This is a genomic window from Ancylobacter sp. FA202 (assembly GCF_000380205.1).
In the GTDB taxonomy this organism is placed as follows: domain Bacteria; phylum Pseudomonadota; class Alphaproteobacteria; order Rhizobiales; family Xanthobacteraceae; genus Ancylobacter.
Genome location: NZ_KB904818.1, coordinates 3,353,050 through 3,376,146, shown reverse-complemented (window position 1 = coordinate 3,376,146; position 23,097 = coordinate 3,353,050). Strand labels below are relative to the sequence as shown.

The following is a 23,097-nucleotide window of genomic DNA, read 5'->3' as shown; positions in this document are numbered from 1 at the left end:
CTTTGGGGCAAAGGAGTCGTGGATGCCCGGACCAAGTCCGGGCATGACGTCGTTCTGTGCCCCCTCACGCCCCCGGAAAGGCGAAGGCGAAGGCCAGCCGGCGGCGCCACCAGGGAGCGAGGAACACTTCCGCCACCGCCGCCCCGTCATGGGCGTGCACCATGCGCTCCCCGCTCACCAGCAGCGCCGCGTGCTTGGCGGGAAAGCCCGCGCGCCAGCGGAACAGCAGCACGTCGCCGGGCGCGATCGCCTCCAGCGCCACGGCGCGCATATGCCGCCCCGCCGCCTCGGCCATCTGCTCGGCCTTGGTCGCCTCGGCCCAGTCAGGCGCATAGGCCGGCAGGCCCTGCGGCTCCGGCCCCACGACCGCCCGCCACACCCCGCGGATGAGCCCGAGGCAGTCCGCCCCCTGCCCCTTCAGCGAGGCGCGGTGGAGATAGGACGTGCCGATCCAGTCCCGCGCTTCAGTGATCAGTCGGGCGCGCATCTCCACCTCGCCCATCTCCACCTCGCTCATCACGGTCTCCTGCATCACTGGCCTCCCGGCTGGGCGACGCGCAGCACCGCGTCATTGCCCGGCATGTGGGGAAAGCCGCGAAAATTCAGCGTGTTGGCGAAGCGGTCGCGGCAGGTGGCGAAGCTCTTGTTGCAGCCGGCGGTGACGGTGAACCCCTCGCCCGGCAGGGGGAGCACCGGCGGGCGCTGCCACAGCTCCAGCCGCACCGCGCCGGCCGTGGTGTGGGCCTTCACCTCGGTGGCAAAGCCCTCATTGCCCCCGCTCGTGAACGCCAGCCGCCCTTGCGTGAACCACCCCGCCGCATAGGCGCCGAGCCCCGCCGCCACGATCAGCCCCGGCGCCTCCGCCGCGCTCACCGTGCCATGGCCGGTCAAGGTCGGCGCGGCGAGCGCGATCCGGCAGCGGGCATCGCCGAGATCGGCGTCGCAGCCGGCGGTGAACAGCCGCCCGCGCACCATGTTCAAGGCCGAGGACAGCCCGCGCAGCTCGGCGGTGAAGCGGCCCTCGCTGCGCCGCACCTCGCCCAGATGCGCCCGGCGCAGAAGCAGGAAATGTTCCGGCGCCGACCAGTCGGCGAGGATGAGTTCGATCCCCGCCCCGTCATAGCGCCCGGCGTCGAGATCGGCGGCGTCGATCAGCTCCGAGGTCAAGGCGGCGGACATCTCGCCCCCGCCCACCGCGAAGCCGAGCGCGGACGCATCCTCGCTGCCGCTCGCGCCGGCAGTCGCCCGGAACAGCGTGCCATCGACGGTGAGGTCGTCATCATGCTCGGTGAGGCCGATCACCACGCCGTCGCGGCGGGTGAGCCGCCAGCAGCGCGCCAGCGTCGTCACCCCGCTGGCGAGAGACGCGGCAAGGGTGGGGGGAATGTCCTTCACGGCCGGATCTCCAGTATCGGGATGCGCGGGATCGCCCCCGCCTCGAAGGCGGTGAGGTTCACCTCGAGAAAATCGGTGTCGAAGCGCACCGGCACGTCGAACAGGAATCCCGCCGTCACGCTCACGCTCACGGCCGGCACATGGCCGGGCAGGAAGGTGAGCGTGCCGCTTGATGCGTCGAGGGTGAAATGCGTGCCGGCCACCCGCTCCACGCCGTTCACCGCCACCCGCACCGAGCCCGCCACCGGCTTGGCGATCGGCCGCCTATAGGGCGCGTGGGCGCCGCCATAGGTTTTGGCGAGGGCGAACTGCGATTGCGCCCCCGTGCCGGTGCCAAGCACCTGGTCGAGCGGCGTCACCGCCGCCCCCGGCGCGCCGGAGGCATGGTCGAGCCGGTCGCGCCAGCGAAAGCCAAAGAGCCGCCCGCGCCGCTCCTCGAAGAAGGCGACCACGCTGGAGAGCTGCGCCAGCGATTTCACCCCATAGCCGGCATCCCAGCGCCGGCGCGAATGGGCGAGCCGTGTATTGCGCTCCTCGCGGCCGGTCAGCGTGGTGACGATCTCGGTCGCCCGCTCCGGCCCGCCCGCCGCGCCGAGCGCGATGTCGAGCGGGAACAGCGTTTCATGAAAGGCGGGCATTCACAGGCTCCTTTCCCCGCGCGCGACGGCGCGGGCGATCAGGCCGGAGAGGTAGGCGTCGGAGCGGCGGAAGGCGCCCGGGTCGGGGGTGGCGACATTCACCGTCACCTGCGTCGTCCGTCCGCCGCCCTGCGCGGCGACGCCGAGCCGCCCATCCGCCCCGCGCGCCAGCGGCAAAATCGCCTCCGCCCCGCGCTCGCCCATCAGCCCGAGCGAACCGCCGGCCATGGGAAAATAGGTCGGCGCCGCCACCACCCCGCCCTGCGCGAACGGGGTGACGCGGCCGCTCTGGAAGGCACCACCGCTGGCGAAGCCGGAAACCCCGCCGAGCGCGCCCTGAAGAAGACCGGAAAGCCCCTGCTCCAGCGGCTTGAAGGCGATGTCGAGCGCCAGCGAGGACAGCCGGCCGGCCAGCGAGCGCAGCACATCGTCGGCCTCGCGGCCCTTGAGCGTGGCGCCGGTCAGCGCATCGCCCACCGCCCGACCGAACCCCCGCGCCAGCCGCTCGGCTTCCGCGATCTCGCGCTGGAAGGCGCTGGTATCGGCGCTGATTTCGACCGTCAGCCCGTCATCGAACGCATCCATGTCGTCTGCGGCCATCGTGCTCTCCTGTGTGAAATGGTTCCGTGTTCCGGCCCAGCGCAGGCGCAGCCGGAGCGCCGCGCCGGGGCAGCCTCCTCGCGCCCTCAGGACAGGCTTTGACCCAGCCACCCTGACCTGGCGCCGGGATCGGGCGGGCTGCGCTGGGGGCCCCGGATCACGCCCGGGGATGAGGGCCCGTTTGGCCTCCTCGCGCCCTCATGGCCGGGCTTGACCCGGCCACCCAGACTTGGGACCGGACGCGGGCGGTTGCGCTGGGTCCCCGGGTCACGCCCGGGGATGAGGGCACGCCGGCGAGACGCCGCCCCCCTCAGTCCGGAAACCGCGACATCAGCGCCGTGAGCCCCGCCTGGTCGAGCGGCGCCCGCGCCGGGCCGGCGAAGGCGCGCAGCGCGGCGGCGAGCTCGCGCGGGGTCAGCGCCCAGAACGCGCGAGACGACAGCCGCAGCCGGCCGAAGCCGAGCGCCATCGCCGCCTCCCAGGGGAAGGGCGGCGGCCCCCCCTCCCCGGGAAGGGGCGGCGGGCCGCCTATCCGCCCGCTTCCGGAGGATTGGGCAAAGGGTGGGTGGCCGGCGCCCCGCCCTCCGCGCCCCCGAACGTGGCGGCGATCAGCTCGCCGACCAGCCGGGCGAAGCCGGCCGCGCCGCCCGGCATGGTCATGCGCGCCACCTCGTCCTCGGTGGCGCTCTCGCCCGCCCCGCGCAGCCCGGCGGCAATGAGGCGAATGGCGTCGCGCGCGGCCAGGCGCCCCTGCGCGAAGCGCTCGGTCAGCGCCACCAGGTCCTGCGCGCCGAAGGCGTCTTCCAGCTCGGCCAGCGCGCCGAGCGTCAGCACCAGCGTGCGCCGGCGCCCGTCGAGTTCGGCGGAAATCTCGCCGCGATGGCGGTTGGCCATGATGTGTTCCTTCCTGCGGACTTGAAGCCGACGCGAAAATCCTGCCCTCACCCCCGGGCTTGACCCGGGGACCCAGCCTCCCCGCCGCCGGCCCGGCAATAGACTGGGTGGGCCGGGTCAGCCCCGGCCATGAGGGCGGAGTGGGTATGCTCTCACCGCGCCGCCTGCTCCTCGCCGCCTGTTCCTGAAGGCTCCTCAACACCCCTCATCCCCGGGCTTGACCCGGGGACCCAGACGGCCAGCCTTGTGCCGGTCCAGGTCTGGGTGGCCGGGTCAAGTCCGGCCATGAGGGCGGGGCATGTTCCTCGCCCCGCCGCCCCTCACCGCCCCCCCTCACAGCGCCGCGAAGGTGATCTCGCCGGCGCTCTCCAGCGCGATGTCGAACGTCACCTCGCGGTCGTGCTCGGCGGCGAATTCGAGCGCGGTGATCTGGAAAGGCCCGGCGATTGTGCCGAAATCCGGCACCACGATCTGGGCGTTGCGGATCGTGCCGTCGAAAAAGCTCTGGCGGATCAGCGCATCCGAGGCGCCATCCTTGAACACGCCGGAGCCCGCCACCGAGGCCCGCTTCACCCCCGCCCCGGCGAGCAGTTCGCGCCAGCGGCCGGCGCTCTCGGTGTGGGTCACGTCCACCGGCTCGGCATTGAAGGCGATCTGCCGCGAGCGCAGCCCGGCCACCGTGGCATAGGCGGTGCCGTCATGGATCTTCAACAGGAGGTCCTTGCCCTTTTGCGCCGCCATCGGTCGCTCCTTTGCTTGCCATCGCCAAATCGGGACGGTATTCAGAGACGGTTAACCCTTGGGAAGTAGATTGGTTGGCGCGTGAGCCCTGACGGGACATCTGGCCGTCTTCAGCGTTTGATTCCGCAAACGCCGCCAAGTGACTTCATCTTCTGATTCAACTTCGCGCGGATTCACGAGTCCGCAGAATCCCTTGCGCGCCTTTGCTCATAGCGGCGGAAAAGCTGAACCTGTTTCGAGGCGCTGCCGCTGGGGGGCCAAGCCGCTTTCGGCGCCGTTCTCATGCAGCGATTCATCCGCGCGCCGATTCACGAGTCGGTAGAATCGTTTGCCTGCAAATGCTGACAGCGCCGGTCATCCTCACGCCGCCTCCGTCACCGCCCGGAAGCGCAGCAGCGCGCGATAGGTCCGCCCGCCCGGCTCGCGCCGGATCTCGGCCGCGCTCATGCGCAGATTCACCAGTCTGTGCCCCTCCAGCGTGAGCGGCGCGTCGTGCAGCGCCTGCTGCACCAGATGGGCGAGGCCATGGGCCTCACCATGCCCGCCCTGGCGCGACCAGCAGGCGAGCGTCAGCCGGTGCTCGGCACCCGCCTCGGTGGCGGTCGACCAGTCCAGCACCTGCGCCTCGCCGAGCGTGACATAGGGAAAGTCCGGCGCGGCGGGCGGCACGTCATGAATGCGCGCCCCGCCCAGCGCGGCGGTCAGCGCCGCGTCGGCGGCGAGCGCGTGGTGGATCGCCCGGCGCAGCGCGACGGCGGCCCCGGAGAGCACGCCGGCGCTCATCGCCGCCTCCCGGCCGACGGCGTCTCGGCGCGCTGCGCGAAGCGCCGGCGCAGGGCCTCCAGCCCTTTCAGCCGCGTAGTGAATTTCATGGCGTCTCCTCCCGGCAGTCACAGGTGAGGAAGCGGCCGCGCCCGTCCGGGTCGCTCACCGCCTCGACCAGGTAGCGCCGCGCGCCCAGCCGCAGCCGGTCGCCCGGCTGTACGGTGGCGGGCGCGCGCACGGTGATGGTGTGGGCCAGCACCGCGCCGGGCCGGTCGGCGATCTCGGCCGCCGCGCCGCGCGAGGCCACCGCCCCCCAGAGCGCGTCGACGGCGATGAAGCCGCGCGTCACCCCGCCGAGCCCGTCCGGGGTCTCGACCGGGGTCTCCTGCACCAGCCGGTGCCGCAGGGCGCCGATCGCGCTCATAGCCGCGTCACCCGGAACGGCGCCACCAGCGCGTCGAGCCGGGCGGGGAAAGCCGCGCCCGGCCCCGCCACGTCGCGGTGCTCGTAGAAATGGGCAAGAACCACCCGCACCGCTTCCACCAGCGGCGAGGGCACATGGTCGGCGTCAGGCCCGTGCCCGGCGGTGATGTCGAGCGCGATGCCGGCCAGTGACCGACCGGGTGCCGGCACCGCGCCGCGCGCGACTTTGATCAGCCCCGGCAGCCGCGCCGTGTCGAGTGCGAAGGCGTCGAGCGGCAGGGCGGTCTCCGTGCCGGCCGCGCCGATCACCCGCACGGCGGTAAGCGCCTTCAGGGGGTTCACCGGCACCGGGATCAGGCCGGAAGCCGGCCAGGCATCGCGCACGATCCGCCAGCTCTGGTCGATCAGCACCCGCCGCGTCAGCGCCTCCACGGTCGCCCGCGCGGCGGTGATGAGCGAGGAAATCAGCGCGTCCTCGGCCTCGTGGTCGACGCGCAGATAGGTCTTGGCCTCAGCGAGCGTCAGCGGCTCGACTGTGGGCCCGGCGAGAAGGATCGCGGGCATGGGTGCCTCTCTGTTGAAGGATGGTCGCGCAGCGCCGCGAGGCGCCCGTGTTCCTGGCAAGGCGCGCCGCGCCGATTGACGTTGCGGCCGGGCGCCGCCACAACGACTTGCCCCTTTCCGGAACCGCCCGATGCATCGTCGCCTGCCCGCCCGCACCGCCCTCTGCGCCACCCTTCTCGCCGCCCTCGCTTTCGCCAGCCCCGCCCACGCCATTGTCGGCGGCGGGCCGGCGGACCCGGCGCTGAAGGAGGAGACGGCGATGATCGTGTCGACGCGCGGCGCCACCTGCACCGGCGTGGTGCTGGGGCCGAATGTGCTGCTCACCGCCGCCCATTGCGTCGAGCCGGCGGCGGATTATGCCGTGGTGGTGTTCGAGGCGGGCACGCCGCGGCTGATCCCGATCGACCGCAAGGCGGTGCACCCTTCCTTCGACCCGAATTCCTTCGCCACGCGCCGCCCGACGCCGGACCTTGCTCTAGTGCGGCTCAGCGAGGCGCTGCCCGCCGCCTTCCGCCCCGCCGCCCTCACCGCCGAGATGGCGCTGCCGGCGCGGCGCACCGCCTTCACCGTCGCCGGCTATGGCGTGACAAAGGACGGCGACGGCAAGAGCGCCGGCACGCTACGCACGGTGTCCCTGCCGAGCATCGGCACCACGGGCGGCATTATGGTCCGGCTGTCGGACGGCGCGGCGAAAGGCGCCTGCACCGGTGACAGCGGCGGGCCGGTGCTGATCGAGGGCGTGGTCGCCGGCATCATCGGCTGGTCGACAGCGGCCGGCGGGGCGCGCGGCTGCGGCGGCGTCACCGGCGCCACGCTGATCGGCCCGCAGCGCGCCTGGATCGACGCCACGCTGCGGGGGATTGGACGTTAGGGAAACCTAGCGCGCACGATATTATCGGTAGCGTTTTTCTCCTAAGCGCTCGAATTGGCTTTCGCCAGAGGGCGAACACGCGAATGTTATTGCGCCAGCGCAAAGTGCTGAGCGCCGAAACACAAGTGGCGATGCGCCAACGCCGAGACTAGCTTCTCTCCATGAACGGCGCGGCCGACACGGGCCGCCCACCCACACTTCGGAGAAGCCAAAATGAACAAGCTCATCCTCACCGCCGTCGCTCTCGCCACCCTCGGTTCGGTTGGCGCCCAGGCCGCCGGCCGCGACGCCACGGTTTATACCCGCGCCGTCGCCCCGCAGGCCCAGCCCGCGCAGCCCAACGTCGTCGAAGGCCGCAACGCCACCGTCTCGGTGCCGGCCGTCTCCGACGCCTACATCAACCAGGCCGTCGAGGCGAACGCCCGTTCGACCCGCTGATCTCTTCTCTTCCCTTCAGGCCGGCGCCCCCATGCGAGCGCGCGCCGGCCACTTTCAAGGAGTATCGACCATGAACAAGATCCTCATCGCCGCCGTCGCCCTGGCCACCTTCGGCTCCGTCGCCGCGCAGGCCGCCGGCCGTGACGCCACCCTCTATTCCCGCGCCAGCGCCCCGCAGGTCCAGACCCAGCAGGTCCAGCGCAACGTCGTCGAAGGTCGCAACGCCACTGTCACGCTGCCGACCGTCTCCGACGCCTATATCAACCAGTCGGTCGAGGCCAACGCCCGTTCGACCCACTGAGCGTGCCGGACCCACTTCCCGAGACTGACCGTCTCATCTGGGGCGCCCCTCACCGGGCGCCCCTTTTTTGTGCCCGACCGCTCAGGCGGAGAATTTCAGCAGCTTGATGGCGTCGAAATCCTGCACCCCGCCGCCGACCCGCTTGGTGGTGTAGAACAGCACATAGGGCTTGGCAGAATAGGGGTCGCGCAGCACCCGCACCCCGGCGCGGTCGACCACGAGATAGCCGCGGCGGAAATCGCCGAAGGCGATCGAGAGGCTGTTCGCGCCGATGCCCGGCATCTCCTCCGCCTCATGCACGGGAAAGCCCATCAGGCTGGGCGGCGCGCCCGGCCCGCTGGGCGGGGCCCACAGATACTGGCCGTTCTCGTCCTTCAGCTTGCGCACCGCGCCCTGCGCGCGCCGGCTCATCAGGAAGCTGCCATTCTGCCGGTAGCCGGCCTTCACCGCATAGACGAGGTCGACCAGCGGGTCGGACGGGCTCGCGGCGGGGAAATCGCCGGCGGCGCCGGTAGCGATGAAGCCGAGCTTGCCCCACACCCAGGCGCTTTCCGCTACCGTGTCATAGGCGAGAAAGCCCTTCGGCTTACCCACCCCGTCGCCGGTGACGAACGCCGTGCCCTCCTGGGAGGCGAAGGCGGCTTCCACCTCGATGGCGAGCCACTCGTCGATGTTGACCGCCGAATCGTCCAGCAGCGTCTGCGTCGCCGCCGGCATGGCGTAGAGCTCCATCGCCGGGAAGGCGATCTCATCCAGCACCGGGCTGGCGGTCTGGGCGCGGGCGCCGGTTTCCGCCACCCAGCCGACCGCCGGGCCAGAGGTCATGAACGGCTTCTTGTAGGTGCCGGCCGAAATCACCCGGACATCGGCAAGGGCGCGGATCGGCGAGAGCGCGGCGAGCCGCTTGCCGATCTCGCGCTCGGTCTCGTTCGGCACGGTATAGCCGCCCTCCGCCCCCACCCCGGCGGAGAGCGCCTTGGCCTCCAGCCGCTTGAGGCCCGCCGCCTCGCCGGTGCGGACATAGCAATCGAACGCCGCCTTGTGCTCGCGCGCGGCGAGGTCGGAAACGAGGTCGCCCCCGCCCAGCGCGGGACGGCGGGCTTTCAGCACCAGTTCGTCGATCAGCGCCTTCTGGGTGTCGAGCGCGGCATTGATCCGCGCCACCCGGTCATCGGCGACGACATCGCCGCCGCGCCGCTCCAGCGCGCCGAGCCGCTGGTCATTGGCGTCCTTAAACGCCTCGAAGGCGCTCATGAACTCCTCGAAGGCGGCCGAGACTTCCGGGCCGGCGGACTTGCATTCGGGTGCGGGCATGCTCGGTTCCATGGGGCTGATGTTCCTGTGCGTGAAGGGGCGAAGCGCAAGCACCGTCATCCCCGGGCGTGGCCCGGGGTTCCGCGCCTTTGATGAGGCGGACGGTGAGGCAAGTCGTGGAAGCCCGGGCCAAGCCCGGGCATGACAATTGGAAGGCGGACAGGGCCGCCGAAACAGCCGCGCCCCGGACAAGCCGCGCTAGGCGCGGGGCGCCGGGAAACGGGCGCCCTCCCCCTTTCCTCATCCCCGGGCTTGACCCGGGGACCCAGTCTTTCCGACAGCTCCCGGCCACAAGTCTGGGTGGCCGGGTCAAGCCCGGCCATGAGGGCCCATGGGGGACGCCCGTCATGCTGAGGTGCCGGCGCAACTCGCCGGCATTGAGGCACGCAGCCCCTAAGGGCCAGGCCCTCACGCCATCGCCGGCCGCAGCCCCGGCAGCGTGCGCAGCCGCCGGGCACCGCGCCGAATCGCCGTGGCGAGCGTGTCGCCGGCCCGCTTCACCGAGGCGATGCGCGCGTCCGGCTGCATCGGGAAGGTGACGATCGAGACTTCCCACAGGTCGATATGGGACAGCCGCCGCACCCGCGAGCGCGGGTCGGTACGGCCCTCCACCGTGCGGAAGCCGATGGAGAGCCCGTCGATCGCGCCGGCGCGCATCAGCGCCAGCACCTCGCGGGCGCGGGCGACATCCAGCGTCAGCTGGCCCTTCACATAGAGCCCGACCGAATCCTCCGTGAGGCTCGTCCAGAAGCCGATCGGCTCGGCTGGGTCGTGCTGGAACAGCATCCGCACCCCGCCCGCGCCGCGCTCGGCCAGCGAGCGGGAAAACGCGCCGGGCAGGATCAGGTCGCGGCCGAGATCGACCCGGCCGAACAGCGCCGCATAGCCCTCGAAGCTTCCATCAGGGGCGATGTTGGCCAGCGCCCCCGCAAAGGGGGCGGCCTTGGTCTGCAGCGGCGGCGCGGCGCGCTGGGCCGGGGGATGGATAAGGAAACCGCTCATGCCCCCTCCCCTTTTCCCGCGCCGGCCACCCCCGCCCGGCGGGTGGCGGCGGCGCGCTCCAGCTTGCCGAGCGTGCGGCCGAACTGGCGAAACACCTGCGGCGCCTGCCCGGCCCGGTCGGGCGCCGGCAGGCGGGCGGCAAGGCCGTTGAAGCGGCCGGGCAGAAACGCCCGGATGCGCGGGGTGGAGGTCATGTCTCGTCTCCAAACAGGGCGTTGAAGCGCGCGATCTCGCGCACGAAATCGTCGAAGCGGCGGGCCGCGTTCCCCAGCTCGCGCAGCGCGAGCCCGGCCAGCGCCGAGGCGCCGAGCGCCCACATCAGCAACGCGAGATGGGCGATGTCAGCTTTCTCAGCGAAGGCTGTGATGAGCGGCTGCATGGGTTTCCTCACGGGCAGGCTGCCCTCTGTTGCAACAGGCGCACCTAATGCTCCAAGGATGCAGGCCAACGGCATTTCGGGAAGATTAGATAAATTAATTATTGAATAAAATAAAAATAGTAAACTACTATCAAATCAATTACTATAATACTATTTATTAAAATTATAAAAACTCGCCAATCTTTCACAAGACAATTCAAAATAATCTTTATTTGATTCTATTACTATATACGGCAAACCTATACTAATGCACGCAACACCGACAGATCCTGATCCCATGAAAGGATCAAGAATTGGACCTTCCATAATCTGAAGCAAGTTGCTCATAAGATCGACGGGCTTGCCTGCCATATGCAGTCTATGGACCGGAGGTCGGCAGCGAATGACGCCGGGCGCCGTAGGTCCCGCTAGGGGGCGCCGGCCATTTGTTGCCCAAACAACATACTCTGCTTGATTTCGGTACCTTCCTCGCTGGGGCCTAGCGCACTCAGTCTTGTCCCAAGGAACGATTCCTCGCCACACCCACCCTGCTGCCTGAATAGCATCAGTCGTCGTCGGCAATTGGCGCCAGTCCGAAAAGACGCAACAGATGCCCGAGGATATGACCTTGGCCCTCGCCTTGGTCAGCCAGAGGTTCGACCAGGCTAGGTAAGAACGCTGATCACGACAGTCTCCATCAAATTCGGGGTATTTTCCTGGTCGGAACGAGTACTTTCTACTTGTCAACACATCACGACTACACCGAAGGGAGTTCGCACTCGAATAGGGTGGATCGGTCAATATTGACCCCACGGAATTGATTGAAAGTCCGGCAATTATTTCCATGGCGTCGCCGAGAAAAAGCTGCGCGCCACCTATAACCTCGCACCGCATGTCCTACCCCCGCACCCCGTAGCCCACCGCCTGGCGCTTTTCGTCCTCGGTGAGGAAGCTGGCCTCGTTGACCCGGCGCCACAGCGCCTCGCGCTCGCCATGCAGCACCTCGATGGCGTCGAGGTCGGGCTCCAGCACCAGCCGCCCCGGCCCATAGGCGGGGCGGAGCCAGAGGCTCAGCTCGTGCAGCAGCCGGCGGCCGAGCGGCAGAATGGTCTGGCGCCACAGCACCCGGCTGGCCTCGGCGTAATTGGCATAGGTGGCGTCGCCCGGAATGCCGAGCAGCATGGGCGGCACGCCGAAGGCGAGCGCGATCTCGCGCGCGGCGGCGTTCTTCGCCTCCAGGAAATCCATGTCGTGCGGGGTGAGCGAGAGCGGGCGCCAGTCCAGCCCGCCCTCCAGCAGCAGCGGCCTTCCGGCATTGCCGCTGCCGGAGAAATTCGCCTCCAGTTCCTCCTTCAGCCGCTCGAACTGCTCGTCGGAAAGGTTGCCCGCCCCGCCATAGATCAGCGCGCCGGAGGGCCGCGCGGCATTGTCGAGCAGCGCCTTGTTCCAGGCTCCGGCGGCATTGTGCAAATCGAGCGCCATCTGCGCCGCCTCCAGCGGCGGGGCGCCGTAATGGTCGTCCAGCGGGTTGAACAGCGCGACATGCAGGATCGGCGGGGGCGCCCCTTCCTGCACGAAGCGCACCGCGCGCCCGCCCGCCGTGTAGTCATAGGCCTGCGCCCAGCCATCCGGGCCGGCGACGACGCGCATGCGGTCCGGGCGCAGCACATGCAGCTCGCGCGGGCTCGCGCCAAGGCTCACCGCCTCGACATAGGCGTTGCCTGACAGCAGCAGATGCGCCGCCAGCGCTTCCATCAGCCCCGGCCCGGAAAGGCGCGCATTCGGCTGCGCCAACAGGTCGAGCAGCGGATGGGCGGCACTCTCGCGCCCGTCCTCGCTCAGCAGCGGGGCGAGCTCGCCCACGCCCTGGGCGATCATCCGCACGCAGCGATAGGCGATGGCGTTGCGCTGGTAGCCCTCGCGGGCCAGCGCGCCATAATCGCGCGGCGTCCAGTGCGCGCGCGCCCCCCCCAGCAACGCCACCAGCGCCTGGGTGCGCGAGGCCTTGGCCTCGGGCGGCGCCGCACGGCGGCGGAGGGAAAAGGGAAAGAGCGTCATGAAGGGGCTCCGGTCATCGGTTCAGTTTCGCGCAGGCCCGGCACGCGTGCCCTCACACCCGCCGCACCCGCGGCGCCGTGGCGCGCGGGCCGAGCGCCAGCGCGGTGATGGCCCAGACCAGCGCGTCGAGCCGGTCGGGCGAGCGGCCATTGGAGAGGCCGTCCGGGCCGAAATCACACATCTCGTCTTCCAGCGCCGGGAACGGCCCGACATGGCGCACCCTTCCCTGCTCGTAGAGCGCGGCCACCGGCTCGGCGCGCAGCCATTTTCCGCGCGTCGCCCGCACCTCGGCGACCGGCACGGTGGGGTCGATGCCGGCGAGGATGGTCTTCACCATGTCCCCGCCCTGGTTGACCTCCACCACCACCCGGTCGGCCTCCAGCTTCTGGAACAGGCCGATGGCGCGGGCGCCCCAGCCATTTGGCGTGAGGCCCTGCGCGCTTTCATCCGCCAGCACATGGACCATGCCCTGCGCATCGATCCCCGCCGCGAGAATGCCGCAGGCATCGGCCCGCTTGGTTGACGAAGCCGGCGGGTCGACCGCCACCACGATACGGGAAAGCTCCGGCGCCACCGCCAGCCGCGCCGCCTCCAGGCCGGCGCGGTTCCACAGCGCGTCGGCCCGGTCCTCGATCAGCTCGCCCTCCAGCTCCTGCCGGCCGAGCCGCGTGCCGGCATAACGGCCGACCACGGTGTCGAGAAAGCTCGGCGCCAGATGCGCCGCGTTTTCCACTGTCCCCATCCGCGTCACCGCCGTGCGGGGATCGGCGAGCAGGGCGCGGAGCAGCGCGGTCGGGCGCGGCGTGGTCGTCACCATCTGGCGCGGGCGCTCGCCCAGCCGCAGGCCGAATTGCAGCATGTCGAAGGCGGCCTGGGCGTAGCGCCATTTGGCGAGTTCATCGCACCAGGCGGCGTCGAATTGCGGCCCGCGCAAACTCTCGGGGTCGTCGGCGGAAAAGCCCTGCGCCACCGCGCCATTCGGCCAGACGAGGCGACGGCGCGTCGGCTCCCATAGGGGGCGCTCATGGTGGGGGTGGATGGCGAGCAGGCCGGAGACCCCCTCCACCATCACCTCTCGCACATCACCGAGGCTCTCCGCCACCAGCGCGAGCCGCCCGGCCTTCGGCCCGGCGCGGCCGTGAACGAGCGCGCGCACCCATTCGGCGCCCGCCCGTGTCTTGCCCGCCCCGCGCCCGCCCAGCATCAGCCAGGTCAGCCAGTCGCCGCCACCCTGCGCGAGGGCGGGCGGTTGCTGGCCAAGGCGACCGATCAGCGGCCAGTGGTGGCGCAGCCAGTCGAGTGTGGGGGCATCGAGCGCGGCCAGCGCCTCAGGCAGTTTCCCCGCTCGCCAGCATGCGCTCAAGCGTCTGGCCAAGCTCGCGTCGGAAGGTGTCGGCGTCGCGGCTGGCGTCATCGTCACTCCCGTCCGGCTCCTGTTTTTCCAACGCGGCGAGTTCGCGCAGCGCGCGCACCAGAATGGCCAGCGTGCGGGCGGCGCGCTCGCCATCGGCGTGGGTCGCCTCCGGCTGCTGCGCCGGGCCGAGCCCGGCGCGCAGCACCCGCCGCTCGATGGCGGCGATCTCCGCCTCGATCCGCCGCACCAGCCGGGCGATGAGTTCGCCGCGCGAGGCCGGCACGTCCGGCGCCATCTCCAGGCCCTCGGCGGGCGGAATGCGCCCGATGCGCCGCGTCCAGCCCCAGAGTTTTATGCGGGTGTTCAGGGTCGATTTGGCAATGCCGAGCATATCCGCCACCTGCTGCACCGGCACGCGGGTGAGTTCATAGAGCCGGCGCGCCTCATCAAGCGCTTCCGGGGAAACGGGCCGCACGGGAACCGACATGCCACCTCCGCCTGACCCGACATGAAAAAGCCGGCCCGAAGGCCGGCTGAAACGAGTGCGCCGGGGGTGCCGGGGTCAAAGACCTCGCCGCCGCCCGACGCAGTTGTGGAGCATGGGAGAAAGCTAGCCCCGCAGCGTCGCGCTGTCAAGGACTATTTTCCTAAAATCAATAACGATGCCGCATGCTAGCTCGGCGCTATGAATCGCTGAAACTAGGATTCAGTTTTAGCGGAGAACGAGTAGATCGACTTACCACCCGACAGTCTCTCGCCCTCAGAAGGCCAAATCACCCAAGACGGATACGGCGTCGCACTCTGAGGAATTTCACGGAATGATTTTTCTTCGACGCAATATGTCACCGTTGACTTAAATACTTCGTCTGACTTCGTGAATGTAATAAATGTATTCGTCTTATCTCTATGAAATGCACCAGGAGATGACAGGAACTTTTTATTTTTAGGATATGATTCATTATTGCTTAAAAGCTCAACTTGCCACCCACCCCGCAACTTTAGACATTCAAAATCACGTGTAATTTTTCTAGAAATCGGATCTCCGCCGCTGATTACTCCCAATACATGCCCATCGTCCATAACTTTTAAGACAAATGCAAAAACAGAACCACCACTGATATTTATTTTTATGAAATCATTGGGAAATGTGGAGTATAAGTTCGTCTGATCAAACTGACAATAAATATTCATTTCACTCACCCCCCCAAAAAATATGTCATATACGACCAGTTCATTGTACTACATGCCGATTCTGATTGAAAGTCTCGGAAATTGTGACAACGCCCATCACACCAAAGCCCAACCCGGAACACACCCGATCATGAATACTCAGCCGACGCACCATTGAAGCCGAGCACAAACAAGCGCGAAATATGATTAGGACTACATTCATATTGCGATAGTTGGGCATCACCGCGCCGATAGGAAGCCAGCGCCAGACTCTTTAGGCGCCCTAACGCCAGAACACCGTCATGCCCGGGCTTGACCCGGGCATCCACGACTCCCCTTTCGCACCAGCCCCAAAACGTGGAGGACCGGGTCAAGCCCGGCCATGACGTCGTTTGGGTGGTAGCGCCGCTCCCGTTTCCCGGACGCGTAACGCCGCAGGCGGAACGCGGATCCGGGACCCAGCAAAGGCTCGTCGGCCGAACCCCAGCCCTGACATATCGAGGGCCGGAAGCCCCCCTCACCCCGCCTTGGCGTGGGCGGCCAGCAGCTCGATCTCCTTCACCAGCGCGTTGATGCCGCCGGTGAGGAATTTCTGGGTCTTCTCGTCGGTAAAGGCGCCGTCCTTCACCTTGTCGGCGACGCCGGGCACGGCGAGGTGGGGATAGGCCACCACGCGGGCGCCGGCCGCGCTCAGCGATTCGCGCAGCGACGCCTGGGCGCGGATGCCGCCGGTGGAGCCGGGCGAGGAGGTGACGACCAGCACCGGCTTGCCAAGCAGCGAGCCCTTGGCATAAGGCCGCGAGCCCCAGTCCACCGCGTTCTTCATCGCGCCCGAGGGGCCGTAATTATATTCGGGCGAGACGAAGATCACCCCGTCCGCCGCCGCGATCTTGGCGCGCAGCGAGGCGGCGCCTTCCGGCTGGGTGGCGCCATCCTCGTCCTCATTGTAGAGCGGCACGTCGTTCAGCGTCAGCACGGTGAGCTCGATGCTCGGGGCAAGGGCCGCCTTCAGCGCCTCCAGCAGCGCGGTGGAATAGGAACCGGAGCGCAGGCTGCCGGAAATGCCGAGAAGCTTCGGGCGGTCGGTCATGTAGCGATGTCTCCACAATGGGGGAAAAGTTGGGGGGAAGGGTTGGGGGGCCGAAAGGCATCGCGGGCAGAGTGTGGCGCCGCGCGGCGCGGCTCAAGCCCCTTTTCCTGCAATGCCGCAAGAAAGCCCTTGCACCGCACCGGAAATTTAGCGGCCGGCGGCAGCAATCGCCGCGCCGGCATGGATTTTGCGGCGCGCAGCGCCCATGTTAGCGCTCCCGCAGCGCTGACCCGCGAGAGCCAACGCCCGTGATCCTGACCGACCGCGACATTCTCGATGCCATCAACGACGGCTCGGTGCTGATCGAGCCCGCCCCGCCGGAAGAGTTCTACGCCCCCAACGGCGTCGATTTGCGGCTCGACCAAAGGCTCAGCCTCTACCGCGCGCCAGAGCCCGGCGAGGACCCGGTGATCGACCCGGCCGGGCCGGGCTACAGTTTTCGCGAGGCGATCGCCCGCATGGCTGGCGAGATCGAGATCGGCGCGGAGGGCTTCGTGCTCGATCCCGGCCGGCTGGTGCTGGGCTGGACGCTGGAGCGGGTGGATCTGCGCCCGGGGGCGCGGCTGGCGGCGCGGGTGGAGGGCAAGAGCTCGCTTGCTCGCATCGGCCTGATCGTCCACCTCACCGCACCGACCATCCATGCCGGATCGACCGGGCAGATCCAGCTGGAGATCATCAATCTCGGCCCGCGTCCGATAAGGCTGCGGGCGGGGATGAAGGTGTGCCAGCTGATTCTGGAGCAGACGCTGGGCGTACCCCGGCGCGGCTATGGCGGCCAGTTCGCCGGCCAGAGGGCGGCCGGCTAAGGCGCTGGCATCAGAGGAGAAAACGCGCGCCGGAAGCCCGGCACGCGGGGCGTCAACGGCCGTTGCGCTGCTTGCGGGCGGCGTAGCGCTCGTCGCGGCGGGCCTTGGCCTCGGCCTCGGCGGCGGCGGCCTGCTCGATGGCGGCGGCCTTGGCGGCAGCCTCGGCTTCGGCGGCGGCGGCGGCTTCAGCGATGGCAGCCTCGGCAGCGGCGATGGCGGCAGCCGCTTCCGCTTCCTTGCGGGCGATCTTCGCCGCCTGCTTGGCCTCATTGGCAATCTGCCGCGCCTCAGCAGCAGCCTTGCGCTCAGCCGCCTTGGCGATCATCGCCGGGTCGTCCGGGCCGGGACGGGCGGCGAGCTTCGCGAGCAGGCGGGCCTTGGCTTCGGCAGCGGTCTTCTGGCGGTCTTGAAAGGTGTCGGTTATTTTCATGGCGTTTCCCTTATCTCATTTTCAGACGGATTGACAGCCGCCTGTGAGCATCTAGCTTCCAGCCGCGAACCGGCCATGTGAGCCGCGTCTGTCTGTCGCGGTGCGGTTCATGAAGTCCCGGGATCTGGCCTCCTACGTTGTCCTGGCGCTCGTCTGGGGGGCGTCCTTCGTGGTGATGGATCATAATATCCACGCCTTTGGCTGGGCCGGCGCCGTCGCCTTCCGCTCCTTCATCGCTGCGGGAACGCTGTTGCTGGTCGCCCGCGCCATCGGCCGGCGGCTGGATTTTTCCTTCGGGATCTTCCCTCTCTTCGTGCTCGGTGCCACCACGGTCGCGGTGCAGCTTGGGCTGCTGGCGTATGGGCTGCCGCGTATCGGCACCGCCATGTCGGCGATCCTTGTCGCCACCATCCCGCTGTTCGCCATGCTGATCGCGGCGCTGTGGCGGGTCGAGCCGATCCGGCTCGGGGGCCTGCTCGGCATTGTGCTCGGCGCTACCGGAATCGGTCTGCTGGTGGGTTTTCCCGCCCAGCCGGTGACGCCGGATTTCCTGATCGGCTGCGCCGCGACGCTAGGATCCACCCTCTCGGCGGCGTTCGGCAGCGTCTATGCCGGCCGGCGGCTGGCCGGGGCCGGCTCGTGGGAAATGACCATCGGCGCCTTCCTGTTCGGCGGTCTTCTCAGCCTGCCGCTCATCGCCTTCGTGCCGGTGCCGGGCCTGCCGGCGCCGCTGGATATCGGCACGCTGCTGATCGCCGGCGTGATCATGAGCGCCGTCACCTATGTGATCTTCTACCGGCTGATCGCCTCGATCGGCCCCACCCGGGCCATCAGCGTCGAGTTCGGCGCCACCGGCGTCGCCGTCACCATCGGCACGCTCCTGCTGGACGAGCCGCTGACGCTGCCGCAGATCGCCGGAGGCGTGGTCATCGGCATGGGCTGCGCGCTGGTGCTCGGCGTCATCCGCATCGGCCGGACCGAGGCGGTGGTCGAGCATCCCGGCGCCTGACCCGTTCGCGCGCCGTCGCCGGAAGCGGAATCGAAACGGGACGGCATCCCTGCCGCCCCGTTCGCTGGACCGCGACGGCCGTGGCCGGTGCGGTCTTCATAATGTAACCCTTTGCAAAGGCCGGGAGCGTCAGCCGCTCATCTGGTCGTGCCAAAACTGGTCAACCTCGCGGCGAACCTCCCTGGAGCGGTCGGGATCGGCAAGCTGCGCCGGGTCGATCGACGGCGCGTCCTCGATCACCTCCTCGGACACGTTGAGCACGAAGGTGTTCATACCCGGCGTGGTCCGCAGCGCCTGCCATGGCAGCGCGACCAGGTCCTCACCGATACCGAGGACGCCCCCGCTCGAAATCACGACATAGCGGATGCCGCCCTTCTCGGAATCGAGCACCACATCCTCGACCGTGCCGAGCTGCTCGTCCTGCGGATTGCGGACCTCGGTACCGGTCACGTCGGCCAAATTGATCAGACCGGCGTCAATCTCGGTAACGGGCCGCGCCCCAACCAGGTTTTGCTGGCGCCAGGACGTGACCTCGCCCGGCTCGATACCCGCCTGGCGCAGGCGGCCCGTGTAGTCGCCATAGACGCCCTTCATCTCGGCGAGCACATCGTTACAGGTCTGCTGGTCGCCGCGCTGGCCCAGCACATTCGCCGCGGCATAGAGCGTGCGGATCTGGTAGGGCGGCGAGGCGATGCCCCAACTGCTCCCGCCCCAAGGCGGGCGGGCCTGGGTCACGGCATTGTCCTGCGTGTTCGGCGCCCGAGCCGCTGGCGACTGGTTCGCCGGAACGTTGCCCGAGGCGGGTGCGCGCGGGGCCGAGGTCGCATAGCCATCCGCTGCAGCGCCGGTGCGGGCGCCGCGCAGATCGGCCTGCATCCCCGCGCCGCCCCAGCCCGAGAGCCAGAAGCCGTCCTCGTTCATCTGGTCATTGAACGCCCGCAAATCGTCGAGGCACTGCCGTGCCACCTGACGCTGGCCCTGCTGGTCGATCTGGGCGGTCGGCTGGCCGGCCTGTCCCTGCGCCGGCGTCGCGGCGTTCTGCTGCGGGGCGGAGGGGGCCCGCTGGGCTGCCGCGGGAGCCTGCTGCGCAAAAGCGCCTCCCGCACCAAGCGCCAACACGGATGTAGCCGCTGCAACACACATGGCATTTCGAGTTATCATCATAGTTCTCTCCTTAGGTTCAAGCGACACGTCGCCGCCAGAGGAGGCATTCAAGATTTGAAGTTCCGTTTTTCTCCATCTTAATCAAGAACGCCGTTGGAAATTAAACTGCGGATTCGATAGATATCTGGCGCTTAATGACAGCATAATCGGCTTCATCTGAAGCCTATCGCCCGCAAGAATCATTTCCGAACCGAAGTTACACAAGTCGAGCTCCCGCCCATGCGCCTTTAGCCGCGCGACGGTGAGCTTTGCCTAGGGTCGTTCGATAACGCCGCAGGCGATCCGGTCGCCGGCATTGCCGGCGGGCTGGCTTCTGTAGTCATCCGGGCCGGAGTGAATGACCAGCGCCGAGCCGTCATCGTCGAACAGGGTGCCTGTACCCGGGTCGAGCGTCACATTGGTGTTCAACACCTGTACGCTGATCGTGCCGCTCGGTCCGACGAACTGGTTGGGCATGTCCCCCGCATGCGGCCCGTCGGGGTCGAGCAGGCCGTGGCGATTGCCGCGCGGGGCATAGTGCCCGCCGGCCGACTTGAAGCCGTCCTGTGGGTCGCACTGGCCGGCTTCGTGGATGTGGAAGCCATGTGCCCCCGGAGACATACCGGAGAGTTCGACGGAGATCAGCACGCCATGTGGGGTCTGCTTCAGCGTGGCATTGCCAACCTGTTCGCCCTTCGGGTTGACGAAGGCGGCGGAGGCCGTCTTTTCCGGGGCGACACCCGGACCGGGCGATTGGGCGAAAGCCGGCGCCGCTGCGGCGCACAGGGCAGCAAGGGCGAGCGGAAGACGGCGCATGTCCATCTCCTATGTTTGGTTGCGGCGGAAGAAGCGCCTGACGGGCCCGCGCAGCGGGATCCCGCAGAGGCACGCATGCGGTCATCCCCATGCCAGCCGAGCGCCTCGCTCTCCGGGGCTAACGTTGCGGCATGGGTGCTGTTCCCGACTTTCTCCGCTTTCCGCGTCGCTTCATCCGGACAGCAGCGTCGAACGGTTCAGCCGGCGCACGGCGAGGTCGACCCGGGCGGCGTCGCGATGGGTGCGGGCCACCGTCTCGCCGGTGAATTTCAGGTGCTCATAGATCGCCTTCTCGGCCGCCTCCGGGTCGGCACCCACCACCGCCTCGCCGATCGCCCTGTGCTGGCTCAGCAGCGCGTCGCGGAACTCGGCCTGGGCGAACAGGCTGGTGCGGTTGAAGAAGATGTCCCGCCGCAGCATCTCGGAAAAGGCCCGCATCACATGCAGGATGACCAGATTGTGCGAGGCGGCGTAGATCAGACGGTGCAGCACGATATCGGCCTCGGCCTCGCGGGTGGCGTCCTGCGCGGCGTGGGCCGCCACCATCTCGCTGAGGCAGTCGCGGATCGCCTGTCGCTCCGGCGCCGTCGCCCGCACCGCCGCCAGCCCGGCAGCCAGGCGCTCCACCGCCGTGCGGTATTCGAAATAATCCGCCGTCACCTGCTCGTTGGATTGCAGCAGCCCGGCGAGCGGGTCGGTCAGGCCGGCGAGAAATTCGGTGACGCGAGTGCCCTCGCGGCTGGTTGCCAGCAGGCCGCGCTGTTCCAGCAGCGCCAGCGCGTCGCGCAGCGAGGGGCGCGAGACGTCGAGCCGCTCGGCGAGATCGCGCTCGCTGGCCAGTTTCTCGCCCGGGCGCAACACCCCCTCCAGGATCAGCCGTTCAATATGCTCGGCGATCGCCTCCGCCAGCTTCGGTGTGCGCAAGCGTTCCACGTCGGCCACTCCCCGTTTTCTTCTTCTGTCGTGTTCACGGCGTGAGACTACATCGCCGCCCGCGCGCGCGCACCCCGGCGGACCATTGACTTCCATGGTCATTAAATTTTACCAGAGGCAGCCGGAGGGGCGACACTGGCGGCGGCGAGGGCCGGTTTCCGTCGGCGCCGCCGCGCACATCATTGACGTCGGCCGGAGGAGGCGTATCAGCCTGCCCGGAAGAAAAGCCGGGAAGGAACGCCAATGGCCACTGTGACCAATATCCAGGATCTGCGCGCCATCGCCGAGCGCAAGGTGCCCCGCGCGATCTTCCATTATGCCGACCGCGGCTCCTATGACGAGACGACGCTCGCCGCCAACAAGGCGGACCTCGGCGCCCTGAAGCTGCGCCAGCGGGTGATGATCGACGTCTCCGACCGTTCAACCGCCACCACCATGATCGGCGAGAAGGTCGCGCTGCCGCTGGCCATCGCCCCCACCGGCCTCACCGGCCTGTTTCACGGCGACGGCGAAATCCATGGCTGCCGCGCCGCACAGGCCGCCGGCATTCCCTTTACCCTCTCCACCATGTCGATCTGCTCGATCGAGGACGTGGCGGGGGCGGTCGACAAGCCGTTCTGGTTCCAGCTCTATGTGATGCGCGACCGCGCCTTCTCGGCCTCGCTGATCGAGCGCGCCAAGGCGGCGAAATGCTCGGCGCTGGTGCTGACGCTCGATCTGCAGATCCAGGGCCAGCGCCACAACGACATCAAGAACGGCCTTGCCGTGCCGCCCAGGCTCACCCTCGCCAACGCGCTCGACATCGCCACCAAGCCGCGCTGGATCGCCAGCGTTTTGATGGGCAAGCGTCATTCCTTCGGCAATCTCGCGGTGCGCAAGGAAAGCGACAGCCTGTCCACGCTCTCGCAATGGATCGCCGGCCAGTTCGACCCGTCGCTGTCGTGGAAGGATGTGGAATGGGTGCGCTCGCTCTGGCCGGGCAAGCTCATCCTCAAGGGCATTCTCGATGTCGAGGATGCGAAGATCGCGGCGCAGACCGGCGCCGACGCCATCGTCGTCTCCAACCATGGCGGCCGCCAGCTCGACGGTGCGGTTTCATCCATCTCCGCCTTGCCGAAAATCGTCGAGGCCATTGGCGGCGGCAAGAGCGAGATCTGGTTCGACGGCGGCGTACAGTCCGGCCAGGACATCCTCAAGGCCCGCGCGCTCGGCGCCAAGGGCTGCCTGATGGGCAAGGCCTTCCTGTGGGCGCTCGCCGCTGGCGGACAGGCCGGCGTGGCACAGGCGATCGAGATCATCCGCCGCGAGCTCGACGTCTCCATGGCCCTCACCGGCACGCGCAATATCGAGCAGGTCGACGCGAGCGTGCTGGCGCTGTGAGGAAGGGGGGCGCCCCTCCCTTCTCCCCTACCCCTTCGCTGCCTTGCGCACGGCGCCGCGCGGCAGGCGCAGGGGCCAGCGCACCATGTGATCGACATAGTCTTCCAGCGGCAGCTCGTCCTCCAGCGCCGCCACCTTGCCGCGCACCGAGACGCCCGCCGCGTGAACCGTCTCGCGGTCGCCGGAAACGAGGTGATGCCACCAGTAGAGATCGCGCCCCTCCTCCACCAGCCGGTAGCCGCAGGAGGGCGGCAGCCAGTCGAGTGCGCGCACGGTTTCCGGCGTCAGCCGCACGCAATCGGGCACCTGCTTCTGGCGGTCTGGATAGTTGCGGCAGCGGCAGTTGAAATCATCCAGCAGCTGGCAGCCAATATCGGTATAGGCGATCGCCTCGGTATCCTCGTCCTGCAGCTTGACGAGGCAGCAGCGGCCGCAGCCGTCGCACAGGCTCTCCCACTCGGCGGAGTCCATCTCTTCCAGCGTCTTGCTGCGCCAGAACGGCGCCTCTGCGAGGTTGGTCGATTCGTCGTGCATCGCTCTGCTGGTTCCGGCTCGCGCGTGTCGGCCGGCCCATGCGTCACGAACCGACAATCACTCCTTAGCA

Annotated in this window: 31 protein-coding genes; 6 read left to right on the top strand and 25 right to left on the bottom strand. The window is 68.5% G+C overall.

Translation table 11 applies throughout. The annotated features are described in order from the left end of the window. Window positions 1-64 precede the first annotated feature (64 nt). The 10 genes from A3M1_RS0115400 to A3M1_RS0115355 form a co-directional block, all read right to left on the bottom strand. The gene (locus tag A3M1_RS0115400) at window positions 65-532 is read right to left on the bottom strand and encodes an NlpC/P60 family protein (RefSeq protein ID WP_018389882.1); all 468 of its coding nucleotides are present in this window, start codon (window positions 530-532) and stop codon (window positions 65-67) included. Next, complete coding sequence (locus tag A3M1_RS0115395) at window positions 532-1,395, bottom strand: DUF2163 domain-containing protein (RefSeq protein WP_018389881.1); 864 nt, start codon at window positions 1,393-1,395, stop codon at window positions 532-534. Before A3M1_RS0115395 ends, A3M1_RS0115400 begins: the two co-directional genes overlap by 1 nt. Continuing rightward, window positions 1,392-2,033 (bottom strand): DUF2460 domain-containing protein, encoded by a 642-nt coding sequence (locus A3M1_RS0115390; RefSeq protein ID WP_018389880.1) that lies wholly within the window; start codon window positions 2,031-2,033, stop codon window positions 1,392-1,394. The genes A3M1_RS0115395 and A3M1_RS0115390 overlap by 4 nt, the downstream gene beginning before the upstream one ends. Next, window positions 2,034-2,633: a phage tail tape measure protein gene (locus A3M1_RS0115385; protein ID WP_018389879.1), complete on the bottom strand. Its 600-nt coding sequence runs from the start codon at window positions 2,631-2,633 to the stop codon at window positions 2,034-2,036. Between the two features lie 310 nt (window positions 2,634-2,943). Then, window positions 2,944-3,165: a rcc01693 family protein gene (locus A3M1_RS25925; protein ID WP_256379653.1), complete on the bottom strand. Its 222-nt coding sequence runs from the start codon at window positions 3,163-3,165 to the stop codon at window positions 2,944-2,946. Continuing rightward, complete coding sequence (locus tag A3M1_RS0115375; protein ID WP_018389877.1) at window positions 3,162-3,527, bottom strand: gene transfer agent family protein; 366 nt, start codon at window positions 3,525-3,527, stop codon at window positions 3,162-3,164. Before A3M1_RS0115375 ends, A3M1_RS25925 begins: the two co-directional genes overlap by 4 nt. A 333-nt stretch (window positions 3,528-3,860) precedes the next feature. Then, the gene (locus A3M1_RS0115370; protein ID WP_018389876.1) at window positions 3,861-4,268 is read right to left on the bottom strand and encodes a phage major tail protein, TP901-1 family; all 408 of its coding nucleotides are present in this window, start codon (window positions 4,266-4,268) and stop codon (window positions 3,861-3,863) included. Between the two features lie 360 nt (window positions 4,269-4,628). Next, window positions 4,629-5,051, bottom strand: coding sequence for a DUF3168 domain-containing protein (locus A3M1_RS0115365; protein ID WP_018389875.1), 423 nt, complete (start codon window positions 5,049-5,051; stop codon window positions 4,629-4,631). An 85-nt stretch (window positions 5,052-5,136) separates the two neighbouring features. Further along, window positions 5,137-5,457, bottom strand: a complete 321-nt coding sequence (locus tag A3M1_RS0115360) for a head-tail adaptor protein (protein ID WP_018389874.1) — start codon at window positions 5,455-5,457, stop codon at window positions 5,137-5,139. After that, window positions 5,454-6,020: a head-tail connector protein gene (locus tag A3M1_RS0115355; RefSeq protein ID WP_018389873.1), complete on the bottom strand. Its 567-nt coding sequence runs from the start codon at window positions 6,018-6,020 to the stop codon at window positions 5,454-5,456. Before A3M1_RS0115355 ends, A3M1_RS0115360 begins: the two co-directional genes overlap by 4 nt. A 130-nt stretch (window positions 6,021-6,150) precedes the next feature. Here A3M1_RS0115355 and A3M1_RS0115350 point away from each other — a divergent pair, with 130 nt between their 5' ends. The 3 genes from A3M1_RS0115350 (at window position 6,151) to A3M1_RS0115340 (ending at window position 7,630) form a co-directional block, all read left to right on the top strand. Further along, window positions 6,151-6,891, top strand: a complete 741-nt coding sequence (locus A3M1_RS0115350) for a trypsin-like serine protease (protein WP_018389872.1) — start codon at window positions 6,151-6,153, stop codon at window positions 6,889-6,891. Window positions 6,892-7,104: 213 nt separating this feature from the next. After that, a complete protein-coding gene (locus A3M1_RS0115345; RefSeq protein WP_018389871.1) occupies window positions 7,105-7,329 on the top strand; it encodes a hypothetical protein in 225 nt (74 codons plus the stop codon). A gap of 70 nt (window positions 7,330-7,399) precedes the next feature. Further along, window positions 7,400-7,630, top strand: a complete 231-nt coding sequence (locus A3M1_RS0115340; protein WP_018389870.1) for a hypothetical protein — start codon at window positions 7,400-7,402, stop codon at window positions 7,628-7,630. Between the two features lie 81 nt (window positions 7,631-7,711). On the opposite strand, the gene A3M1_RS0115335 is transcribed toward A3M1_RS0115340, so the two are convergent. The 10 genes from A3M1_RS0115335 to A3M1_RS0115300 form a co-directional block, all read right to left on the bottom strand. Then, on the bottom strand, window positions 7,712-8,956 hold the full coding sequence (locus A3M1_RS0115335) for a phage major capsid protein (protein ID WP_018389869.1): 1,245 nt from the start codon (window positions 8,954-8,956) through the stop codon (window positions 7,712-7,714). Window positions 8,957-9,352: 396 nt separating this feature from the next. Then, window positions 9,353-9,946 (bottom strand): HK97 family phage prohead protease, encoded by a 594-nt coding sequence (locus A3M1_RS0115330; RefSeq protein WP_018389868.1) that lies wholly within the window; start codon window positions 9,944-9,946, stop codon window positions 9,353-9,355. Then, entirely contained in the window at window positions 9,943-10,140 is a 198-nt protein-coding gene (locus A3M1_RS0115325) for a hypothetical protein (RefSeq protein WP_018389867.1), read from the bottom strand. Before A3M1_RS0115325 ends, A3M1_RS0115330 begins: the two co-directional genes overlap by 4 nt. After that, window positions 10,137-10,325: a hypothetical protein gene (locus A3M1_RS0115320; protein WP_018389866.1), complete on the bottom strand. Its 189-nt coding sequence runs from the start codon at window positions 10,323-10,325 to the stop codon at window positions 10,137-10,139. The genes A3M1_RS0115325 and A3M1_RS0115320 overlap by 4 nt, the downstream gene beginning before the upstream one ends. A 150-nt stretch (window positions 10,326-10,475) precedes the next feature. Beyond that, complete coding sequence (locus A3M1_RS27195; protein ID WP_371258753.1) at window positions 10,476-11,150, bottom strand: site-specific DNA-methyltransferase; 675 nt, start codon at window positions 11,148-11,150, stop codon at window positions 10,476-10,478. A 51-nt stretch (window positions 11,151-11,201) separates the two neighbouring features. Continuing rightward, window positions 11,202-12,362: a phage portal protein gene (locus A3M1_RS0115315; protein WP_018389864.1), complete on the bottom strand. Its 1,161-nt coding sequence runs from the start codon at window positions 12,360-12,362 to the stop codon at window positions 11,202-11,204. A 52-nt stretch (window positions 12,363-12,414) separates the two neighbouring features. Continuing rightward, window positions 12,415-13,725, bottom strand: coding sequence for a DNA-packaging protein (locus A3M1_RS0115310; protein ID WP_018389863.1), 1,311 nt, complete (start codon window positions 13,723-13,725; stop codon window positions 12,415-12,417). Beyond that, window positions 13,691-14,203, bottom strand: coding sequence for a hypothetical protein (locus tag A3M1_RS0115305; RefSeq protein ID WP_018389862.1), 513 nt, complete (start codon window positions 14,201-14,203; stop codon window positions 13,691-13,693). Before A3M1_RS0115305 ends, A3M1_RS0115310 begins: the two co-directional genes overlap by 35 nt. Before the next feature lie 212 nt (window positions 14,204-14,415). Further along, entirely contained in the window at window positions 14,416-14,907 is a 492-nt protein-coding gene (locus tag A3M1_RS26495) for a hypothetical protein (RefSeq protein WP_156029623.1), read from the bottom strand. Window positions 14,908-15,403: 496 nt separating this feature from the next. Then, on the bottom strand, window positions 15,404-15,976 hold the full coding sequence (locus A3M1_RS0115300) for an NADPH-dependent FMN reductase (RefSeq protein WP_018389861.1): 573 nt from the start codon (window positions 15,974-15,976) through the stop codon (window positions 15,404-15,406). Between the two features lie 248 nt (window positions 15,977-16,224). Between A3M1_RS0115300 and dcd the strand changes: the two genes are divergently transcribed. Further along, a complete protein-coding gene (gene dcd, locus A3M1_RS0115295; RefSeq protein WP_018389860.1) occupies window positions 16,225-16,782 on the top strand; it encodes a dCTP deaminase in 558 nt (185 codons plus the stop codon). A 52-nt stretch (window positions 16,783-16,834) separates the two neighbouring features. On the opposite strand, the gene A3M1_RS0115290 is transcribed toward dcd, so the two are convergent. Then, entirely contained in the window at window positions 16,835-17,212 is a 378-nt protein-coding gene (locus A3M1_RS0115290) for a DUF6481 family protein (protein ID WP_018389859.1), read from the bottom strand. A gap of 109 nt (window positions 17,213-17,321) precedes the next feature. Here A3M1_RS0115290 and A3M1_RS0115285 point away from each other — a divergent pair, with 109 nt between their 5' ends. Then, window positions 17,322-18,221, top strand: coding sequence for a DMT family transporter (locus A3M1_RS0115285; protein ID WP_018389858.1), 900 nt, complete (start codon window positions 17,322-17,324; stop codon window positions 18,219-18,221). Between the two features lie 129 nt (window positions 18,222-18,350). Here A3M1_RS0115285 and A3M1_RS0115280 read toward each other — a convergent pair whose 3' ends face one another. The 3 genes from A3M1_RS0115280 to A3M1_RS0115270 form a co-directional block, all read right to left on the bottom strand. After that, on the bottom strand, window positions 18,351-19,340 hold the full coding sequence (locus tag A3M1_RS0115280; RefSeq protein WP_245261689.1) for a PRC-barrel domain-containing protein: 990 nt from the start codon (window positions 19,338-19,340) through the stop codon (window positions 18,351-18,353). Window positions 19,341-19,637: 297 nt separating this feature from the next. Next, a complete protein-coding gene (locus A3M1_RS0115275) occupies window positions 19,638-20,180 on the bottom strand; it encodes a superoxide dismutase family protein (RefSeq protein WP_018389856.1) in 543 nt (180 codons plus the stop codon). Between the two features lie 171 nt (window positions 20,181-20,351). Continuing rightward, window positions 20,352-21,113, bottom strand: a complete 762-nt coding sequence (locus A3M1_RS0115270; RefSeq protein WP_245261688.1) for an FCD domain-containing protein — start codon at window positions 21,111-21,113, stop codon at window positions 20,352-20,354. 243 nt (window positions 21,114-21,356) lie between these two features. Here A3M1_RS0115270 and A3M1_RS0115265 point away from each other — a divergent pair, with 243 nt between their 5' ends. After that, window positions 21,357-22,493, top strand: coding sequence for an alpha-hydroxy acid oxidase (locus tag A3M1_RS0115265; protein WP_018389854.1), 1,137 nt, complete (start codon window positions 21,357-21,359; stop codon window positions 22,491-22,493). Window positions 22,494-22,520: 27 nt separating this feature from the next. Here the strand turns inward: A3M1_RS0115265 and A3M1_RS0115260 are convergent, their stop codons facing one another. Further along, on the bottom strand, window positions 22,521-23,027 hold the full coding sequence (locus tag A3M1_RS0115260) for a YcgN family cysteine cluster protein (RefSeq protein ID WP_018389853.1): 507 nt from the start codon (window positions 23,025-23,027) through the stop codon (window positions 22,521-22,523). Window positions 23,028-23,097 lie beyond the last annotated feature (70 nt).

Bases quoted from the DNA above. Each gene is read 5' to 3' on its own strand.
- A3M1_RS0115365 (WP_018389875.1), bottom strand. From the start codon at position 5,051: ATGAGCGCCGGCGTGCTCTCCGGGGCCGCCGTCGCGCTGCGCCGGGCG.
- A3M1_RS0115290 (WP_018389859.1), bottom strand. From the start codon at position 17,212: ATGAAAATAACCGACACCTTTCAAGACCGCCAGAAGACCGCTGCCGAA.
- A3M1_RS0115370 (WP_018389876.1), bottom strand. From the start codon at position 4,268: ATGGCGGCGCAAAAGGGCAAGGACCTCCTGTTGAAGATCCATGACGGC.
- A3M1_RS0115320 (WP_018389866.1), bottom strand. From the start codon at position 10,325: ATGCAGCCGCTCATCACAGCCTTCGCTGAGAAAGCTGACATCGCCCAT.
- A3M1_RS0115300 (WP_018389861.1), bottom strand. From the start codon at position 15,976: ATGACCGACCGCCCGAAGCTTCTCGGCATTTCCGGCAGCCTGCGCTCC.
- A3M1_RS0115390 (WP_018389880.1), bottom strand. From the start codon at position 2,033: ATGCCCGCCTTTCATGAAACGCTGTTCCCGCTCGACATCGCGCTCGGC.
- A3M1_RS0115355 (WP_018389873.1), bottom strand. From the start codon at position 6,020: ATGCCCGCGATCCTTCTCGCCGGGCCCACAGTCGAGCCGCTGACGCTC.
- A3M1_RS0115315 (WP_018389864.1), bottom strand. From the start codon at position 12,362: ATGACGCTCTTTCCCTTTTCCCTCCGCCGCCGTGCGGCGCCGCCCGAG.
- A3M1_RS0115285 (WP_018389858.1), top strand. From the start codon at position 17,322: ATGAAGTCCCGGGATCTGGCCTCCTACGTTGTCCTGGCGCTCGTCTGG.
- A3M1_RS0115305 (WP_018389862.1), bottom strand. From the start codon at position 14,203: ATGTCGGTTCCCGTGCGGCCCGTTTCCCCGGAAGCGCTTGATGAGGCG.
- A3M1_RS0115360 (WP_018389874.1), bottom strand. From the start codon at position 5,457: ATGAGCGCGATCGGCGCCCTGCGGCACCGGCTGGTGCAGGAGACCCCG.
- A3M1_RS27195 (WP_371258753.1), bottom strand. From the start codon at position 11,150: ATGGAAATAATTGCCGGACTTTCAATCAATTCCGTGGGGTCAATATTG.
- A3M1_RS0115375 (WP_018389877.1), bottom strand. From the start codon at position 3,527: ATGGCCAACCGCCATCGCGGCGAGATTTCCGCCGAACTCGACGGGCGC.
- A3M1_RS26495 (WP_156029623.1), bottom strand. From the start codon at position 14,907: ATGAATATTTATTGTCAGTTTGATCAGACGAACTTATACTCCACATTT.
- A3M1_RS0115335 (WP_018389869.1), bottom strand. From the start codon at position 8,956: ATGGAACCGAGCATGCCCGCACCCGAATGCAAGTCCGCCGGCCCGGAA.
- A3M1_RS0115340 (WP_018389870.1), top strand. From the start codon at position 7,400: ATGAACAAGATCCTCATCGCCGCCGTCGCCCTGGCCACCTTCGGCTCC.
- A3M1_RS0115325 (WP_018389867.1), bottom strand. From the start codon at position 10,140: ATGACCTCCACCCCGCGCATCCGGGCGTTTCTGCCCGGCCGCTTCAAC.
- A3M1_RS0115400 (WP_018389882.1), bottom strand. From the start codon at position 532: ATGCAGGAGACCGTGATGAGCGAGGTGGAGATGGGCGAGGTGGAGATG.
- A3M1_RS0115385 (WP_018389879.1), bottom strand. From the start codon at position 2,633: ATGGCCGCAGACGACATGGATGCGTTCGATGACGGGCTGACGGTCGAA.
- A3M1_RS0115275 (WP_018389856.1), bottom strand. From the start codon at position 20,180: ATGCGCCGTCTTCCGCTCGCCCTTGCTGCCCTGTGCGCCGCAGCGGCG.
- A3M1_RS0115350 (WP_018389872.1), top strand. From the start codon at position 6,151: ATGCATCGTCGCCTGCCCGCCCGCACCGCCCTCTGCGCCACCCTTCTC.
- A3M1_RS0115330 (WP_018389868.1), bottom strand. From the start codon at position 9,946: ATGAGCGGTTTCCTTATCCATCCCCCGGCCCAGCGCGCCGCGCCGCCG.
- A3M1_RS0115345 (WP_018389871.1), top strand. From the start codon at position 7,105: ATGAACAAGCTCATCCTCACCGCCGTCGCTCTCGCCACCCTCGGTTCG.
- A3M1_RS0115260 (WP_018389853.1), bottom strand. From the start codon at position 23,027: ATGCACGACGAATCGACCAACCTCGCAGAGGCGCCGTTCTGGCGCAGC.
- A3M1_RS0115265 (WP_018389854.1), top strand. From the start codon at position 21,357: ATGGCCACTGTGACCAATATCCAGGATCTGCGCGCCATCGCCGAGCGC.